Annotated in this window: 13 protein-coding genes; 10 read left to right on the forward strand and 3 right to left on the reverse strand. The window is 56.0% G+C overall.

Features of this window, described 5'->3' with window-relative positions:
- Nucleotides 1–127: 127 nt before the first annotated feature.
- From QZ869_RS10720 to QZ869_RS10745, 6 genes are all read left to right on the forward strand, one after another.
- Nucleotides 128–574, forward strand: coding sequence for a YaiI/YqxD family protein (locus tag QZ869_RS10720; protein ID WP_296016322.1), 447 nt, complete (start codon nt 128–130; stop codon nt 572–574).
- Nucleotides 575–580: 6 nt separating this feature from the next.
- Complete coding sequence (locus tag QZ869_RS10725; protein ID WP_296074052.1) at nt 581–1,255, forward strand: DUF1345 domain-containing protein; 675 nt, start codon at nt 581–583, stop codon at nt 1,253–1,255.
- Between the two features lie 26 nt (nt 1,256–1,281).
- Nucleotides 1,282–2,115, forward strand: coding sequence for an S-formylglutathione hydrolase (gene fghA, locus QZ869_RS10730; protein ID WP_296104480.1), 834 nt, complete (start codon nt 1,282–1,284; stop codon nt 2,113–2,115).
- Nucleotides 2,116–2,262: 147 nt separating this feature from the next.
- Nucleotides 2,263–2,859, forward strand: a complete 597-nt coding sequence (locus tag QZ869_RS10735; protein ID WP_296036515.1) for a PAS domain-containing protein — start codon at nt 2,263–2,265, stop codon at nt 2,857–2,859.
- Between the two features lie 2 nt (nt 2,860–2,861).
- Nucleotides 2,862–6,290 (forward strand): CheR family methyltransferase, encoded by a 3,429-nt coding sequence (locus tag QZ869_RS10740; protein WP_296104482.1) that lies wholly within the window; start codon nt 2,862–2,864, stop codon nt 6,288–6,290.
- 31 nt (nt 6,291–6,321) lie between these two features.
- Nucleotides 6,322–6,663 carry a response regulator gene (locus tag QZ869_RS10745; RefSeq protein ID WP_296018663.1) on the forward strand — a complete coding sequence of 114 codons (342 nt, stop codon included), beginning with the start codon at nt 6,322–6,324 and terminating at the stop codon, nt 6,661–6,663.
- Nucleotides 6,664–6,837: 174 nt separating this feature from the next.
- Here QZ869_RS10745 and QZ869_RS10750 read toward each other — a convergent pair whose 3' ends face one another.
- The gene (locus tag QZ869_RS10750; RefSeq protein ID WP_296018661.1) at nt 6,838–7,209 is read right to left on the reverse strand and encodes a hypothetical protein; all 372 of its coding nucleotides are present in this window, start codon (nt 7,207–7,209) and stop codon (nt 6,838–6,840) included.
- Between the two features lie 990 nt (nt 7,210–8,199).
- A complete protein-coding gene (locus QZ869_RS21785) occupies nt 8,200–8,463 on the reverse strand; it encodes a hypothetical protein (RefSeq protein WP_363315927.1) in 264 nt (87 codons plus the stop codon).
- Between the two features lie 254 nt (nt 8,464–8,717).
- On the opposite strand from QZ869_RS21785, the gene QZ869_RS10755 reads away from it, so the two are divergent.
- Complete coding sequence (locus tag QZ869_RS10755; protein ID WP_296104485.1) at nt 8,718–10,178, forward strand: SPOR domain-containing protein; 1,461 nt, start codon at nt 8,718–8,720, stop codon at nt 10,176–10,178.
- Between the two features lie 91 nt (nt 10,179–10,269).
- Nucleotides 10,270–10,533, forward strand: a complete 264-nt coding sequence (locus QZ869_RS10760) for a hypothetical protein (protein WP_296018665.1) — start codon at nt 10,270–10,272, stop codon at nt 10,531–10,533.
- Between the two features lie 181 nt (nt 10,534–10,714).
- Here the strand turns inward: QZ869_RS10760 and gyrA are convergent, their stop codons facing one another.
- Nucleotides 10,715–13,516 (reverse strand): DNA gyrase subunit A, encoded by a 2,802-nt coding sequence (gene gyrA, locus QZ869_RS10765; protein WP_296018658.1) that lies wholly within the window; start codon nt 13,514–13,516, stop codon nt 10,715–10,717.
- Nucleotides 13,517–13,778: 262 nt separating this feature from the next.
- Here gyrA and QZ869_RS10770 point away from each other — a divergent pair, with 262 nt between their 5' ends.
- Together QZ869_RS10770 and QZ869_RS10775 are read left to right on the forward strand one after the other, a co-directional pair.
- Complete coding sequence (locus QZ869_RS10770) at nt 13,779–14,408, forward strand: MarC family protein (protein WP_296036501.1); 630 nt, start codon at nt 13,779–13,781, stop codon at nt 14,406–14,408.
- A gap of 79 nt (nt 14,409–14,487) precedes the next feature.
- A complete protein-coding gene (locus tag QZ869_RS10775) occupies nt 14,488–15,642 on the forward strand; it encodes an HPP family protein (protein ID WP_296104488.1) in 1,155 nt (384 codons plus the stop codon).
- Nucleotides 15,643–15,645: the final 3 nt, after the last annotated feature.

Raw genomic sequence — 15,645 nt, forward strand, 5'->3', positions numbered from 1 at the left:
GGAATCGCTTGAAACTTGTCGAAGACGACAGGCGTCTTGAAACGAAGGCAAGTGCAAACATGTTGCGCGAGACTGTAAAAAAGCTCAAATGGGCGTTCTGGAGACCGACAAAGGACGAATACGTTTAATGCCGCAGATTTATGTCGACGCCGATGCCTGCCCGGTTAAGCCGGAAATTTTGAAGGTTGCAGAACGGCACGATCTGGATGTCACTTTCGTCGCCAATTCCGGCTTGCGGCCTTCTCGGGATCCCAAGGTGAAGAATGTCATCGTCTCTAACGGTTTCGACGCTGCCGACGACTGGATCGCGGAGCGCGCCGGTGAGGGCGATATCGTCATCACGGCAGACGTTCCACTGGCTGGCCGCTGTGTGGCCGCAGGTGCGATGGTAACCGGTCCGACCGGTCGTGTGTTTGATCAGACCAACATCGGCATGGCAACGGCAATGCGAGATCTCGGCGCGCATCTGCGCGAAACGGGCGAAAGCAAGGGCTACAACGCCGCCTTCTCCGCACGCGATCGCTCGCAGTTTCTTGAGACCCTTGATCGGCTGTGCCGTCGAACGAAAAAGTAATCGAGAATGGCGATAGGGCGGAAGACGAAAGAACAGGTAAAAATAACCTTCTACACGCGGCATCGACCTTTTTTGATTGCGGCGGTGCTGGGAGGCATCGTGCTTGCGGCGACGCTAGCGACCATCCCAAAGCTTGCGGTCGAATCTTCTGGCGTAGCGTTTTTCCTCACCTACCTGTCGTTGCTCGCGATCCGGCTTCCCTATCTGACGGCGGCCCATCTCAAGGCGCATGCCGATAGCGATGACCTACCTGCAATCGCTATCATTTGCATCACCCTGTTTGCGGTCGTCGTTGCTATCGTGTCGCTGTTCATGGCGCTCAATCATTCCGGTGAGACCGCACTATCACTGGCACTGTCTTTTTCCTCCGTCATTCTTGGCTGGTTGACGATCCATGCCATGGCAGCAGTCCATTATGCGCATCTGTTTTGGCGTCCCTCTGCAGAGGGTGGCAAGAAGGCCCCCAAAGGCGGGATGGACTTCCCACAGACGGAAGCGCCGGGCATTTACGAATTTCTCTATTTCTCCGTTGTCATCGGCATGACGGCTCAAACCTCCGACGTTTCCGTCACCACAACGGCTATGCGCAAGGTCACGCTTGTGCATTCGATCGTCTCGTTTTTCTTTAATACGGTGCTTGTGGCAGCCGCGGTCAATGCCGCGGTTTCTCTGGCAGGTTGATACTCGACTTATCAAGGATGGAGCATATGAAGGTTATTTCCCAGAACACCGCTTTCGGAGGCATGCAAGGCGTCTACGCTCATCAATCCGAGACATGCAAATGCGAAATGACCTTCGCCGTCTTCGTGCCGCCACAAGCGATCAACGAGCCCTGCCCCGTTCTCTGGTATCTCTCTGGCCTGACGTGCAGCCATGCCAATGTGATGGAAAAAGGCGAGTACCGCCGGCTTGCTTCCGAACTCGGCCTCATCATCGTATGTCCTGATACCAGCCCGCGAGGCAATGATGTGGCCGATGAGCTGACCAACTGGCAGATGGGCAAGGGCGCCGGATTCTACCTCGATGCGACAGAGGCGCCGTGGGCTGAACACTACCAGATGTATAGCTACATCACGGAAGAACTTCCCAACCTGATCGCTCAGCATTTTCGTGCCGATATGAGCAGGCAAGGCATTTTCGGCCACTCCATGGGTGGTCATGGCGCCATGACAATCGCGCTGAAAAATCCGGAGCGCTTCAAGAGTTGCTCCGCCTTCGCACCAATCGTCTCGCCCTCATCTGCCGACTGGTCACGCCCCGCGCTTGAAAAATATCTTGGAGAAGATACGGCAGCCTGGCGGCCTTATGACGCCTGCGCACTAGTGGAAGACGGCTATCGTTTTCCGGAATTTTTGATCGATCAGGGCAAAGCTGACAGTTTCCTGGAAAACGGCCTGCGCCCCTGGCTATTCGAAAATGCCATCAAGGGCACCGAAATCTCACTGACACTGCGCCTTCATGAGCGTTACGATCACTCCTATTATTTTATCTCTACCTTCATGGACGACCATTTGAAGTGGCACGCTGAACGTCTTGCCTGATGGGATAGAACAAAATCGGCAATTATGGATTTTCAACGCAATGGTAAGGGCCTTTTTGCCGGCGAGTGATCTTTATCTCCGCCTGCCCTTATCAAAACAAAAAATCTCGCTTAGTTAAGTAAGCAAATACATTGAGTTGATAAAATGATGCCGAAGCCTTTTGTTCTGCCGTCCTTACGGGACTTTTTCGAAAATTCTACAGTTGCTTTGGCGCTTGCCGATGCTGGTGGGGACAACGAACTCGTGCTCGTGAACCAGCAGTTCCGGACGTTGACCGGTTACGATGACGCCGACGTGATCGGGAAGAACTGTCGGATGCTCCAGCATGGCGGGACTGGCGAAAGCGCCTTGAACGAAGATGCGCGGGCGAAGATTCATTTGTTTCTGTCTCGACAAGGCGCCGCCAGCGTTCGCACGCCAATCATCAATTTTCGCAAGGATGGCAAGCCTTTCGTCAACCTGCTGTTCATGTCGAAGCTGACGTCGTCCAGTGACGTGCAATACATCTTCGCGTCTCAATTCGATATCAGTCGGACGAGACCGGACCTTCTGGATAAGTACAATGCCGAGTTGGGCAACACGCTTGCCGGAATTCAGCCGATGCTGGAAGGCCATAACGTGATCATCGAAGGCAGTCTTGCGACTATTGCCAGCTCTGCCACTACCATCGCTCAGGCAAAGTTGACTTTGGCTCAGCTTGAAAAGAACGACCAGGATCAATCTGGCGACACATTGAGGAATTGAGCTTGGATCAGCGCGTAGAAGCTCAGAATGTCCCTGTTGTCGGAATCGGATCATCGGCCGGAGGGCTGGAGGCATTGCGTGAGATGTTCAGCAATGCCGAGGTGCCAACGGGTCTCGCCTTCGTCGTGGTTCAACACCTGGATCCCCACCATGAAAGCATGCTGGCAGAACTTATTGGCCGACACACCGCGCTCTCTGTCAAGCAATGTCAGGGGGGTGAACGTATCCAGCCGGATACCGTTTTCATCATTCCGCCGGGCCACGGACTGTCGATCTCCAACGGCACGCTTGAACTGACCGATTTCGCCCAGCCGCGCGGCCTACGCCGTCCGATCGATGACTTCTTCATATCGCTCGCAAATGACCAAAATGGCAATGCGGCTTGTGTGATCCTGTCCGGTACAGGCGCCGATGGATCGACAGGGCTTCGCGCCGTCAAGGAAAACGGCGGATTGTGCGTAGCTCAGGAGCCGATGACCGCCAAGTATGACGGGATGCCGCTTGCCGCTGCGGGCACAGGGCTCGTCGACTTCATTCAGCCGCCCGAAAAGATTCTTGCCTGCATTTCCGGCTTTTTCTTCAGACGAACGAAAGTTCTCGCGGATGAACATCCATCGCTCGTTGCAGAGCACATTGATGAATTGTGCAGGACGCTTCGCAATTCCGTCGGCCACGATTTTTCTGGCTACAAAAAAACGACTTTCATCCGTCGCATCGAGCGCAGGATGCACGTTCTCGGGATAGAGCGCGCTAAAGACTACCTTCATAGGCTGCAAAAAGATCAAGAGGAGTGCGAGGCACTTTTTCGCGATCTGCTGATCAACGTCACGCGATTCTTCCGCGACCGCGAATTTTTCGATGTCTTGCGTGAGAAGGCGATTCTTCCGCTGCTGGATAGCCAGAAGGGCCGTGACGGCGGTATTCGCGTCTGGGTGCCAGGCTGCTCCAGTGGTGAGGAAGCCTATTCAATTGCCATGCTCTTTGCCGAGGCGGCGCGTGAGAAGCAGGTGATGTGCGATGTTCAGATATTTGCAACGGATATCGACGAAAGCATGCTGCAGATCGCACGGTCGGGATCCTATCCCAATGCAGCGCTCGCGGATATTCCGTTTTCCCTGCAAGAGCACTATATCATTCCTCATAAAGACCGCTTCAACTTCGTCGGTCAAATCCGGGATATGATCCGCTTTTCGGGCCACAGCCTGGTCAAGGACCCGCCTTTTTCCAAGATTGATCTGGTTTCTTGTCGAAATCTTCTGATCTATTTCGACGACAGGCTGCAGAAAACAATCATGCCGCTGTTTCATTATGCATTGCGACCGGGTGGCTATCTGTTCCTGGGCCCCTCCGAGAGTGTCGGTCGGTTCGAAAACGTGTTCTCGAGCATCGACCAGAAGGCAAGACTCTTCGAACGGCAACCCGGTTTGCCGACCTACCCTATTCCTCTTCCCGGCGGTCGCCAGGACCCAGGCCGCAAACCCAGCGGCTCGGATGCACCCAACGGTACGGCAAGAAACGACGATGAACGCGTCGTCTCTCGTTTGCTTGAACGATATGTGCCCGCCAGTATGCTTCTGGATCACGAAGGGCAGATCATGGCTGCCTTTGGGAAATTGAGTCCCTTCTTCGATTTTCCAGTGTCTCGCTCCAACGAGACAAGCGCCGCTTCGTTGGCGCGCCCCGGCGTCAAGGAACAGATCGGCCCTCTGCTGCGGCAGGCGCGGACCGCCAAGAAGCGCGTCATCTCCAGCAAGATTGAAGTCGTCACCGAATTCGGGTCGTTGACGACCGACATCATTTGCGATCCCTTGGATGATGACAGGTTCTTGCTGGTCTTCCAGGACGGTCGACAGTTCACGCCGCTTGAGGAAAGCGATCTCATCGAGCTTGAGCCGAGCAACGGACATGTGGAGGCGCTTGAGCGCGAACTGAGATCGGCCAAACATCGCCTGCGCTCTGCGACGGAGGAGCTCGAAACGGCGAATGAGGAACTGAAGAGTTCCAACGAAGAAATGATGTCGATGAACGAGGAGCTTCAATCGACAAACGAAGAGCTCACCACCGTCAATGATGAGCTCAAGAACAAGATCGAGCAGTTGACGATTGCCAATACCGATCTGCGCAACTTCTTTGACTCCACGAGTCTCGCGGTCATCGTTCTCGACCGTGATCTGCGTGTACGCTCCTTCACGCGGGCTGCAACGGAAATCTTCCCCTTGCAGCCAAGCGATCGCGGTCGTCCCATTTCCGACGTGACGATGCGTTTGCTGACAGTGGATTACATCAACCGCGTTCGCAGTGTCATGGACGATGGTGTGGAGTACCAGGACACCGTCTGGCAAGAGGAAACGCGCAAGACATTCACGCTGAGAATTCTCCCCTACAGAACCTCGGATGGGAGCATCACGGGCGCCACGATCGTGCTGGCGGACATTTCACACGCCGTGAGCGTCGAGAGCCAGCTGCAGCGTGAGCAGAACCGCCACGAGCTTGCTATCGAGGCTGCTGGTATCGGTGTGTGGGAATACCTGCCGGAAAAACAGCAGTTCATCCTTGGAGGCTCGACAAAAGAGCTGCTCCAGGCGACGACCGATCACCTCAGTACACACGAGTTTCTTGCAAAGATCAGACAAGAGGATCGCACGCAGGTTCTTGAGGCAATTCGGCAGACCGAGCAGGATCAGGGCGGTTTCGACATGACTACGGAGCTTTGCTCAGAGCATGGGCCGCGCTGGATAAAAGTGTTTGGCCGTTACGTTGGTGATGTTGACGCCCCCCGTATCATCGGTGTCACCGTCGATGTGACGGCCGAGTACAGGCTTGCGGAGACGCGGGAGCTGATGCTCAATGAAATGAATCATCGAGTGAAGAACCTCTTCGCCATGATTGGCGGCATCCTCAGAATGGCTGGCCGCAAACATGAGACGGTCCAGGATCTGGTGTCAGATGTCGAAGGCCGCATCCTTGCGCTCGGTAACGCTCATTCACTGGCATCGAACCAGAAGCGCACTGTACCGGTGGAGATAGCGGAACTGGTCAAAACAATCCTCGCTCCATACGATCGGAAGGGTGGTATCGAAATTTCGCAGGAGCCGCTGCCCATTCCGGCAAAATGCATCACTCCGCTAACGCTGATACTGCACGAATGGTCGACAAACGCGTTGAAATACGGCGCTCTCGGACAAAGTGACGGCAAGCTGAAAGTCAGCTGGAAGCAAGATAACGAAAATATTTATCTGTTATGGAACGAAAGCGTTGGAAAACCCGTTGGAGCGTTCGGGGAAAAAGGTTTTGGGACACTTCTACTGTCGAGTGCCGCACGGCAACTGGGAGGAGTGATAGACACCAAACTCGAAGGCTCCAACCTAGTTCATATTCTTACTCTGCCAAGTTCGGTTTTAAATGACACGCAAATCGGTACTCATCGTTGAAGACGAAATTTTCGTCGCCCTGGATCTCCAAATGACCTTCGAAGAGGCTGGTTGGGACGTTGCAGGGCCATTTGCCAGTATCGAGCAATCGACGCTTTATCTAAAGGAAAACACGCCGACCTGCGCCGTACTTGACGTACGCCTGATTGACGGGGAAGTGTTCCCGGTGGCGGATATTCTTGCAGAGCGGGACGTGCCCTTCGTCTTCCATTCCGGTCATGCCGATGGTCGCCAACTTGCGCAGCGTTACACAACGTCCGCCTTTTGTCAGAAGCCATGCCTTCCAGGAAAACTTCTAGGCGAGCTGGAGAGAATCTCCGATCCCGCCGATACTCGGGAAAAGCTGGACAAGTGGGCTGGCGCCCGGGCGTGACGAAACGCCTACTCAAAACCTATGAGGCGAGAAAAAAGCCGGCGGATGAGCCGGCTTTTTTGCGACATTCGTTATGGGTAACCTACAGCAGCGACCTGCAAATCAGACATGATTGTCGCAAAGCACGATGCGTAGGTTGAAAGCCACCGTGCGTCCAAAAGGACGCACGAAGCTTCATTGGCATACACGGAAGCTCTCCATGTGCCAGCCTCCGTCATATGAATTCGGCACCCGGCGGTCCTCCAACCAGCAACGTGGCGGTGGAGGTGGAGGCGGCTCGACGTAGCGCGGGCCACTGTCATTGGCGATCGCGCCGCTGATGATCCCGCCCAGTAGACCGGCAGCAATGCCGCCCGCAATCACGGCGCCCGTGTCGTTATGACGGTGTTTGCGTGGTGGGTCGCGATAGGGCGGCGGAGGAGGAGGACCGCGGCGCTCGTACCTGTATGGACCATCATAATACTGCGCGGAAGCCGTCTGAACGCTGGCAAACAAGGTACCAGTCGCAAGCGTCGCTGCTATAACAGTAAGAAGAACTTTCTTCATGGCGATATTCTCCAGGTGAGATGGCGCACTTAGCTGGCCACTCAACGCAATCCGAATGTGCCATGTCAGCACTGAACGGGTGATGAATGCCGCAAAAAATCGAAGACCACATCCGCGGGGATCAAGCGGGCATATCATTATTTCTTTTGATTGGGCGTACCGATCATAGTCACAGTGGCCTTTTACGCTGGTGACACGCACGCTAATTTGTCAGCGTTCCTCACCATGAGGAGCTCCCAAGTCCTGAGAGCCAATCAGGTAACACCTCGCCCCGCCTTGAAGGTGGGGCTTTTTTCTTTCAGGCATGCGGTGCATGCGCGAGACAGTTTTGCGGTTAGGAAGAGCGGAAATCAAAAGTTCTGTCCTTGCGGAGCGATAGCGACGTCTCTTGAAGCGCCTGTCGGTACGGCCTAAAAAAGAGATCTTGAGCCACGCAACCTCTTGGTGATTAGCACGTTTTATAACCGTGAGACCTCCCAGTCTCTCGTTCCCCTCTCGACTAAAAACCCGCCTTGTGCGGGTTATTTTTTTGAAAATAGGTCGGGAAGGCTGACATTTTTATATAGCGGAGTACCGTTTGGACGCCATCTAGCCTCGCACCAAATACCGGTTCGCGATATGTCTCGATCATCGCTCAAGGGCATTGCCCAACTTTCCCCGAGCGACCAACCTGCCCCGCCAGTTTCGCGGGGCTTTTTTGTGTGATGCTTTTACTGCGTGGGCGAAACGATGCGCCAGTTCTGATCTGGGTGAGGCTGCTCTCGCCGAGCCTCATAACCCAGCAGTTGATCGAGTAGCTCCACAACAGCACTCGGCATGTTCACGATCAGGTCGTCGACCATTCGATTGAACCAATGATACGAGTAGATTGCAAGAAGGGTGAGAACGAGTAATAGGAGCCACGGCCACAGCGGTTTCCGAGGCGGCTCGTTTTTGTCCGTCCGCATGTCTAGGCTCATCTCAATCTCTCTTGTGGTCTTGCGATCGGGATCACCGGGATGCGCGCGGCTCGCCGCCCGGTGCATAAGCCGTCTTTTGTTGAAAGCGGAAGATATTGCCGCATTGAGCGCAGCGGACCATGTATTCTGCTGGGTTTGTCGATGGACGCTCGGCCCGGAACCCACGCGGCATTTCGTCGATCCGGAAGTCCACATCCCTGGACCCCTTCTCGTCTTTCTCGGAAGCCTCGGCGAATCCACTGTGTCCGCAACGTGAACATTCGAGCTTACGGGAGTATCGATCGCGAGACGCCATTCTTCATCCTCTTATTCCAGCATCAGGTAACAGCGCAACACGACCGTTTCAATAGTATCGTGTCGCACATCCTCGAAGGAAGCGTCTCAGCCGACCTAAGATTTTGAAAAGACTCTATCTGCTTCCTCCGAATGAGCGAGAAATGCCGCATTTTATGTGCTGTGGATACCATTCATAAACCACTTGGTAACGTCATCTCACTAAAGTTCGAAACGTGAAAATGTCTGGCGGGGCGTGTCGGACGGAACTGTGGCATGCGATTGAAGAGTTCAACTGTGTTGAAAAAACTATCTGAGGCGCTTGGTCGCGCTGTGGGCGCGACCTCTTTTGTGAAGGCTTTGCTGTTCGCGGCGGCTGTGGCGACAACGACCGTTTCCGCCACGCAGGTGGCGAAGGCGGACCCGAAATATGCTGGTATCGTGATCGATGCCAAGACGGGTAAGGTCCTTTACGGGGAAGATCCTGACGGCTTGCGTTATCCTGCTTCCTTGACGAAGATGATGACGCTCTATCTCACTTTCGAAGCACTGAGTGCCGGGCGCATAACACTTGACTCCAAAGTTCCGGTTTCTGCAAACGCGGCGAAGGAGCCTCCTTCCAAGCTCGGCGTGCGCGCAGGTGGTTCTGTCACCGTAGAGCAGGCCATCCTCGCTCTCGTCACCCGTTCAGCGAACGATATGGCAACGGCTCTCGGCGAGCATCTTGGCGGATCCGAAGAGCGCTTCGCTCGAATGATGACGGCGAAGGCCCGTGCGCTCGGGATGACACGCACCACATATCGCAACGCGAACGGCCTTCCTAACACCGCGCAGATGACGACCGCGCGCGATCAGGCCCGTCTCGGCATCGCTCTGCGCCAACATTTCCCTCAATACTACGGTTATTTCAGCACACGAACCTTCACCTTCGGCAAGCAGGTCATCGGTAACCACAACCGCCTCGTTGGCACGGTCAAGGGTGTCGACGGTATCAAAACCGGCTACACCCGTGCTGCTGGCAGCAACCTCGCCACCTCGGCACAGCTGGATGGTCGTTCCATCGTGGCTGTCGTGCTTGGAGGGCGCTCAAGTGCGGCTCGTGATGCGACCATGCGCAAGCTCGTCGCGGAGTATCTGCCGAAGGCGTCGCGTGGCGGTAACAGCAACCTTATTGCAGCCACCCCTTCTGCCCCTGTCGAAGAACCGGTCGCAGTCGTTACGACAACTGCGCCTGCCTCGGGCCTTCCCAACGCCGGTCCTGTGCCGCAACAGCGTTACGGCGAAGAGGCTCCAGTGTCCGCTTTCGCCCCCTCTACAGCGAATGCCGCAGTTGCTGCCATGGACGTTGCGACCCGTCCTAGGGCGCCTGTCAAGCCGGTTCCGCCGGTCAGCATGAAGCCGGACCGTTCTGTCGTTACCAATTCGACGAAGGTAGACAACATCGTGACCGCATCCACAGCACCATCGGCCCCGGCTGCATCGTCTGCCGCTGCGGGTTGGGTGATCCAGATCGGCGCTTCCCCTGATGAGAATTCCGCGCGCAACCTGCTTCAGGCAGCGCAGGATAAAGGCGGACCTGCATTGCGCACCGCCAAGCCATTCACGGTTGCCTTCACCAAGGATGGCGCACAGATGTACCGCGCTCGGTTCGGCGGTTTTGACGGTCAGAATCAAGCGGTCAATGCATGCAACGCGCTGAAGAAGAAAGGCGTCAGCTGCTGGGCTTCGCTCCAGTAGGTTTACACCCTGTTCCGGGAAAGGCCTTGGCGCCGTCAGCGCCATGGCCTGCCCCACTCCTCGAATTGTAATGAGTAACGAGGCTTTACAGATGGCGATTAATGAAAACTATTTGGACATCGCGTCGAGCAAGGGCAGAAGTCAATCTGCGTCGGTGCTTCATCCGATCCACGAAGCGGCGATGAAAATTGCCGATTTGGGACTGAACAAATCTCGACACAAGACACGCGATCTCGTCAATCTCCTGCTTTGCCATGGCGCTCGCGCCTGGCGCAGCAACCAGCCGGAAGTGAAGATACATCTTCATATCGACGGACGCTTTGGTCACTCTCCGGTGCATCTACGTCTGCGCTGAATAACGCTACCTTCAAAAAGAAACCCTGCGAAACAAACGTTTCGCAGGGTTTTTTGTCGACATCTTCGTCCAACATGAGTCGGACAGAGCCCTTGTTTCGGGTGCTGTGAGCGTAGTTGAAATCACTGCGCTCCTGCCCGAAAAGCGGAGTGGCGGTAGACGCCACCCGCGCTGTTGTTCCTTATTCTGCCGAGCCGTCAGTCTCGGATGCCGCACTAGCTTCGCCAGTTGCCACATCTTCAGCACCTTCGATCAGTGCCTCTACTTCTTCCTCACCTTCCGGCTCGTTGATACGCTCGACTGAAACGACCTTCTCATCCTTGGCGGTGGAGAAGATGGTAACACCCTTCGTTGCACGGCTGGCGATACGGATGCCATTAACGGGAACACGGATAAGCTGGCCGCCATCGGAAACCAGCATGATCTGGTCTGCGTCTTCGACCGGGAAGGCCGCGACGAGTGCCCCGATTTCGGTCGTCTTCGACGTGTCGGTGGCGCGGATACCCTTGCCCCCTCGACCGGATGTGCGGAAATCGTAAGACGACGAGCGCTTGCCGTAACCCTTCTCCGAAACGGTGAGAACGAATTGCTCACGGTTCTTGAGTTCCTGATAGCGAGCTTCGCTCAGTTCACCCTCTTCCGTCACCTCTTCGCCGACGAGTGCGATGTCTTCCTCATCGACACCGGCCGCACGACGCTCTGCTGCGGACCGCTTGAGATAGGCTGCACGCTCCCAAGGCTCGGCATCGCTGCTGCTGACGATGGTCATTGAGATAATGCGGTCGCCCTCGCCCATATTGATGCCACGAACGCCAACCGAGTTACGGCCGGCAAAGACGCGCACATCATCGACCGGGAAGCGAATGCATTGGCCAAGCGCCGTTGTCAGCAACACGTCGTCGCGGTCCGTACAGGTCTCGACAGAGAGGATTTCGTCGCCCTCTTCATCCAGCTTCATGGCGATCTTACCGTTACGGTTGACCTGAACGAAATCGGACAGCTTGTTGCGGCGAACCGTTCCACGTGTCGTGGAGAACATCACGTCCAGCGTTTCCCACGTCGTCTCGTCTTCAGGCAGCGGCATGATGGTCGTGATACGCTCACCGGCTTCCAGCGGCAGCATATTGATCAGCGCCTTGCCCTTGGACTGCGGCGTACCGATTGGCAGACGCCAGACCTTCTCCTTGTAGACAATGCCACGCGAGGAGAAGAACAGAACCGGCGTGTGCGTGTTGGCAACGAAGAGACGGTTGACGAAGTCGGCGTCGCGCGTTGCCATGCCGGAACGGCCCTTGCCGCCGCGACGCTGCGCCTTGTAGGTCGTCAGCGGCACGCGCTTGATGTAACCCAGATGCGATACGGTCACGACCATGTCTTCACGGGCGATGAGATCTTCATCGTCCATATCCGGGCCGCCTTCGATGATCTCGGAGCGACGCGGCGTGCCGAACTCTTCGCGAATGGCGGCAAGCTCGTCCTTGACGATCTGCTGAATGCGGATGCGCGACGATAGGATTTCGAGATATTCACTGATCTCGGCGCCGATCTTGTTCAACTCGTCGCCAATTTCATCGCGACCGAGTGCCGTGAGGCGAGCAAGACGCAATTCGAGGATTGCGCGTGCCTGCTCTTCCGAAAGATTATAGGTGCCGTCCTCGTTGATACGATGACGCGGATCGTCGATCAGAAGAATCAGGCTTTCCACTTCGGAGGCCGGCCAACGACGCGTCATCAGCTGTTCACGGGCAGATGCCGGATCGGGAGCCTGACGGATCACGCGAATGACTTCGTCGATGTTGGCGACGGCAATCGCAAGACCCACCAACACATGCGCGCGGTCACGCGCCTTGCGCAGCAGATACTTGGTACGGCGGCTGACGACATCCTCGCGGAACGACACGAAAGCACGCAGCATGTCGAGAAGCGTCATCTGCTCCGGCTTGCCGCCATTCAACGCCACCATGTTGCAGCCAAATGAGGTCTGCAGCGGCGTGTAGCGGTATAGCTGGTTGAGAATAACCTCGGCATTGGCATCGCGCTTCAGCTCGACGACGACGCGGTAACCCTGGCGGTCGGATTCATCGCGCAGGTCGGAAATACCCTCGATGCGCTTTTCCTTGACCAGTTCGGCCATCTTTTCGATCATCGAAGCCTTGTTCACCTGGAAGGGAACCTCGGTGATGATGATCTGCTCGCGATCGCCGCGCATAGGTTCGATAGTGGCGCGCCCGCGCATGATGACAGAGCCGCGGCCCGTCTCATAGGCCGAGCGTATGCCGGAGCGGCCCATGATGAAGGCACCCGTCGGGAAATCGGGACCCGGAATGATCTGCATCAGTTCCGGCAGTTCGATCTCCGGCTTGTCGATCAGCGCGATACAGCCTTCGATTACCTCGGACAGGTTGTGCGGTGGAATGTTCGTCGCCATACCGACGGCGATGCCACCTGCCCCGTTGACCAGCAGGTTCGGGAACTTCGCAGGCACCACGACAGGCTCCTGCAGGGTGCCGTCATAGTTATCGCGGAAATCGACGGTTTCCTTGTCCAGATCGTCGAGCAGGGAATGCGCGGCTTTTTGCAGGCGGCATTCAGTGTAGCGCTCTGCCGCCGGCGGGTCGCCATCGATCGAGCCGAAATTGCCCTGGCCGTCGATGAGAGGAAGGCGCAAGGACCAATCCTGCGCCATACGCGCCAACGCATCATAGATCGCGGCATTGCCGTGCGGATGGTATTTACCCATCACGTCACCGGTGACGCGGGCGCATTTGACGTATTTCTTGTTCCAGTCGATGCCGAGTTCGGACATGCCATAAAGAATACGGCGATGAACGGGCTTCAGGCCGTCACGGACGTCCGGCAGTGCGCGCGAAACGATAACGCTCATGGCGTAATCGAGATACGACCGCTGCATTTCCTCCATGATGGAAATTGGTTCAATGCCTGGCGGAAGCTTTCCGCCGCCTGGGGGGCTCTGGTCAGTCAAAACGGATCACATTCTCTGTTAAGAATCGGATGGATTTTTATAACGGAAACGGCGTCCGCACGCCAATTTCTCAGCCGGTTTTGAACAGTCTTTTACGTCATTTACAAGACGATACACAGTTTTCTGCCACCTTCGAAGCAAAAGCGGGTGTGTGGGGTTTCAATACCGCTTGCTCCTGCCTACCATCCTCGAAAACCAGGCCGAAGGCAGGCGTAAATATTGAAAAGCGAACCTCACCGAAGAGGTGACAAGCGGGGAACCCATGGCGAGCGCAGAAATCTTCATCAACTCCCTGACGACCATGCTCGTCACGCTCGATCCGCCCGGCCTTGCCCCCGTGTTCCTGGCGCTGACCATGGGGATGACACGGGCGCAGCGCGCCCAGGTGGCTTTGCGCGGATCGCTGATCGGCTTCGGCATTCTCGCCATGTTCGCTCTTTTCGGCGCTTCTATCCTGGAACTGCTTGGCATTTCGCTTGGAGCATTCCGGATTTCGGGCGGTCTTTTGCTGTTTTGGATTTCCTTCGAGATGATTTTCGAGAAGCGGCAGGAGCGAAAGGAAAAGACCTCCGAGGTCGCAGTCACCCAGGACCACATTCAGAATATTGCAGTTTTCCCATTGGCATTGCCATTGATCGCAGGCCCCGGCGCGATTTCTGCCACCGTGCTTATATCGGGCACCATGGCGACCAGTTTGGAGAAAGCTCTTTTTATCCTGCTGTTGGCGTTCAGCATGGTGATCGTTTTTGCAGCGCTTTTGGCGGCCGACAGGCTCGACAGATTTTTGGGCAATACCGGCCGTGCCATTTTGACCCGCTTGCTGGGCGTTCTACTCGCCGCGCTCTCCGTTCAGTTCGTGGTAGACGGCGTAAAATCTGTCATGAATGGCTGATCTTGAGCATCATATATCCAAGACACACCACGTATTTCTGGGTAGAAGCCGCCTCTGGAAACCTTCACGTGAAATGAGCATGAAGAAACTGCTGCGACTTGTTATTCCTGAAGCAACGCCCGTTAGCTACAGAGAGCGGTTTCGTGCGGCGTTTGGTGCATGGATCGGCATTCTGCTGACCGGCTTGCTCGGCTATCTCGCCATCGGTGATGGATTTTCCCTACCGGCCTTGGTCGCACCTATGGGGGCGTCTGCTGTTTTGCTATTTGCGGTCCCTTCAAGCCCCCTGGCGCAGCCCTGGTCGATACTCGGTGGCAATACGCTAGCTGCGCTGATCGGCGTTACGACAGCCATCCTCGTGCCGCAACCGTTTCTGGCGGCAGCTCTCGCCGTCTCCATCGCGATCGGCGCCATGATAAGCCTCCGTTGCCTTCATCCGCCAAGTGGAGCGGTGGCGCTGACAGCCGTTCTGGGGGGATCGGCCATTCATGATCTCGGCTACGGATTCGTGCTCTGGCCAGTGCTCGGCAACTCCGTAGCGCTTCTCACACTCGCTATCATCTACAACAATTTGACGGGACGTCCCTACCCGCATTCGATCCGGCCGCAACCGGCAAGCCATGGCACCAGTGATCCGGCGCCCATAGACCGGATCGGCTTTTCATCAACCGATCTGGATGATGTCCTGAAGGAATATGACGAGGTGCTGGACATTGATCGCGACGATCTGGAAACGATCTTGCGTTGCATGGAACTCCGATCATACCGTCGGCGTGCAACCCACCTCGATTGCGCCAGCATCATGTCCCGCGATGTCGTTGCTGTCGCGCCAGACGATTCCCTTAAGAATGCCCATGCAGTGATGCGAGACCATCACGTGAAGGCCTTGCCTGTCACCAACGACGCGGCAGAAGTGGTAGGGATCGTCACACAGACGGACTTCCTTGATAAGGCTCATTGGACAAATGGTCGTCCACACATCGGTTTTTTCCAGCGGCTGCGACTGATTGCGACCGGCAAGCCCGCACCCAACGATACGGTGAAGGACATCATGACCTCGCCGGTGAAAACGGTATCGCCAAGCACTGCAATCGAAGACGCGATCATCATGTTCGCTGAACAGGGATTGCACTACCTTCCAGTGGTGGACAGCAACGGAAAGCTTGCAGGCATCATCTCGCAGTCGGATGTGCTTGTTGGCATGCTGGCCGACAAGGCTGCTTCGACATCCTAAACC

It is taken from the genome of uncultured Agrobacterium sp., assembly GCF_913777885.1.
Classification (GTDB): Bacteria; Pseudomonadota; Alphaproteobacteria; order Rhizobiales; family Rhizobiaceae; genus Agrobacterium.

Coding starts and splice junctions, on each gene's coding strand:
- QZ869_RS10720 (WP_296016322.1), top strand. CDS start 128: ATGCCGCAGATTTATGTCGACGCCGATGCCTGCCCGGTTAAGCCGGAA.
- QZ869_RS10725 (WP_296074052.1), top strand. CDS start 581: ATGGCGATAGGGCGGAAGACGAAAGAACAGGTAAAAATAACCTTCTAC.
- fghA (WP_296104480.1), top strand. CDS start 1,282: ATGAAGGTTATTTCCCAGAACACCGCTTTCGGAGGCATGCAAGGCGTC.
- QZ869_RS10735 (WP_296036515.1), top strand. CDS start 2,263: ATGCCGAAGCCTTTTGTTCTGCCGTCCTTACGGGACTTTTTCGAAAAT.
- QZ869_RS10745 (WP_296018663.1), top strand. CDS start 6,322: ATGACCTTCGAAGAGGCTGGTTGGGACGTTGCAGGGCCATTTGCCAGT.
- QZ869_RS10750 (WP_296018661.1), bottom strand. CDS start 7,209: ATGAAGAAAGTTCTTCTTACTGTTATAGCAGCGACGCTTGCGACTGGT.
- QZ869_RS21785 (WP_363315927.1), bottom strand. CDS start 8,463: ATGGCGTCTCGCGATCGATACTCCCGTAAGCTCGAATGTTCACGTTGC.
- QZ869_RS10755 (WP_296104485.1), top strand. CDS start 8,718: ATGCGATTGAAGAGTTCAACTGTGTTGAAAAAACTATCTGAGGCGCTT.
- QZ869_RS10760 (WP_296018665.1), top strand. CDS start 10,270: ATGGCGATTAATGAAAACTATTTGGACATCGCGTCGAGCAAGGGCAGA.
- QZ869_RS10770 (WP_296036501.1), top strand. CDS start 13,779: ATGGCGAGCGCAGAAATCTTCATCAACTCCCTGACGACCATGCTCGTC.
- QZ869_RS10775 (WP_296104488.1), top strand. CDS start 14,488: ATGAAGAAACTGCTGCGACTTGTTATTCCTGAAGCAACGCCCGTTAGC.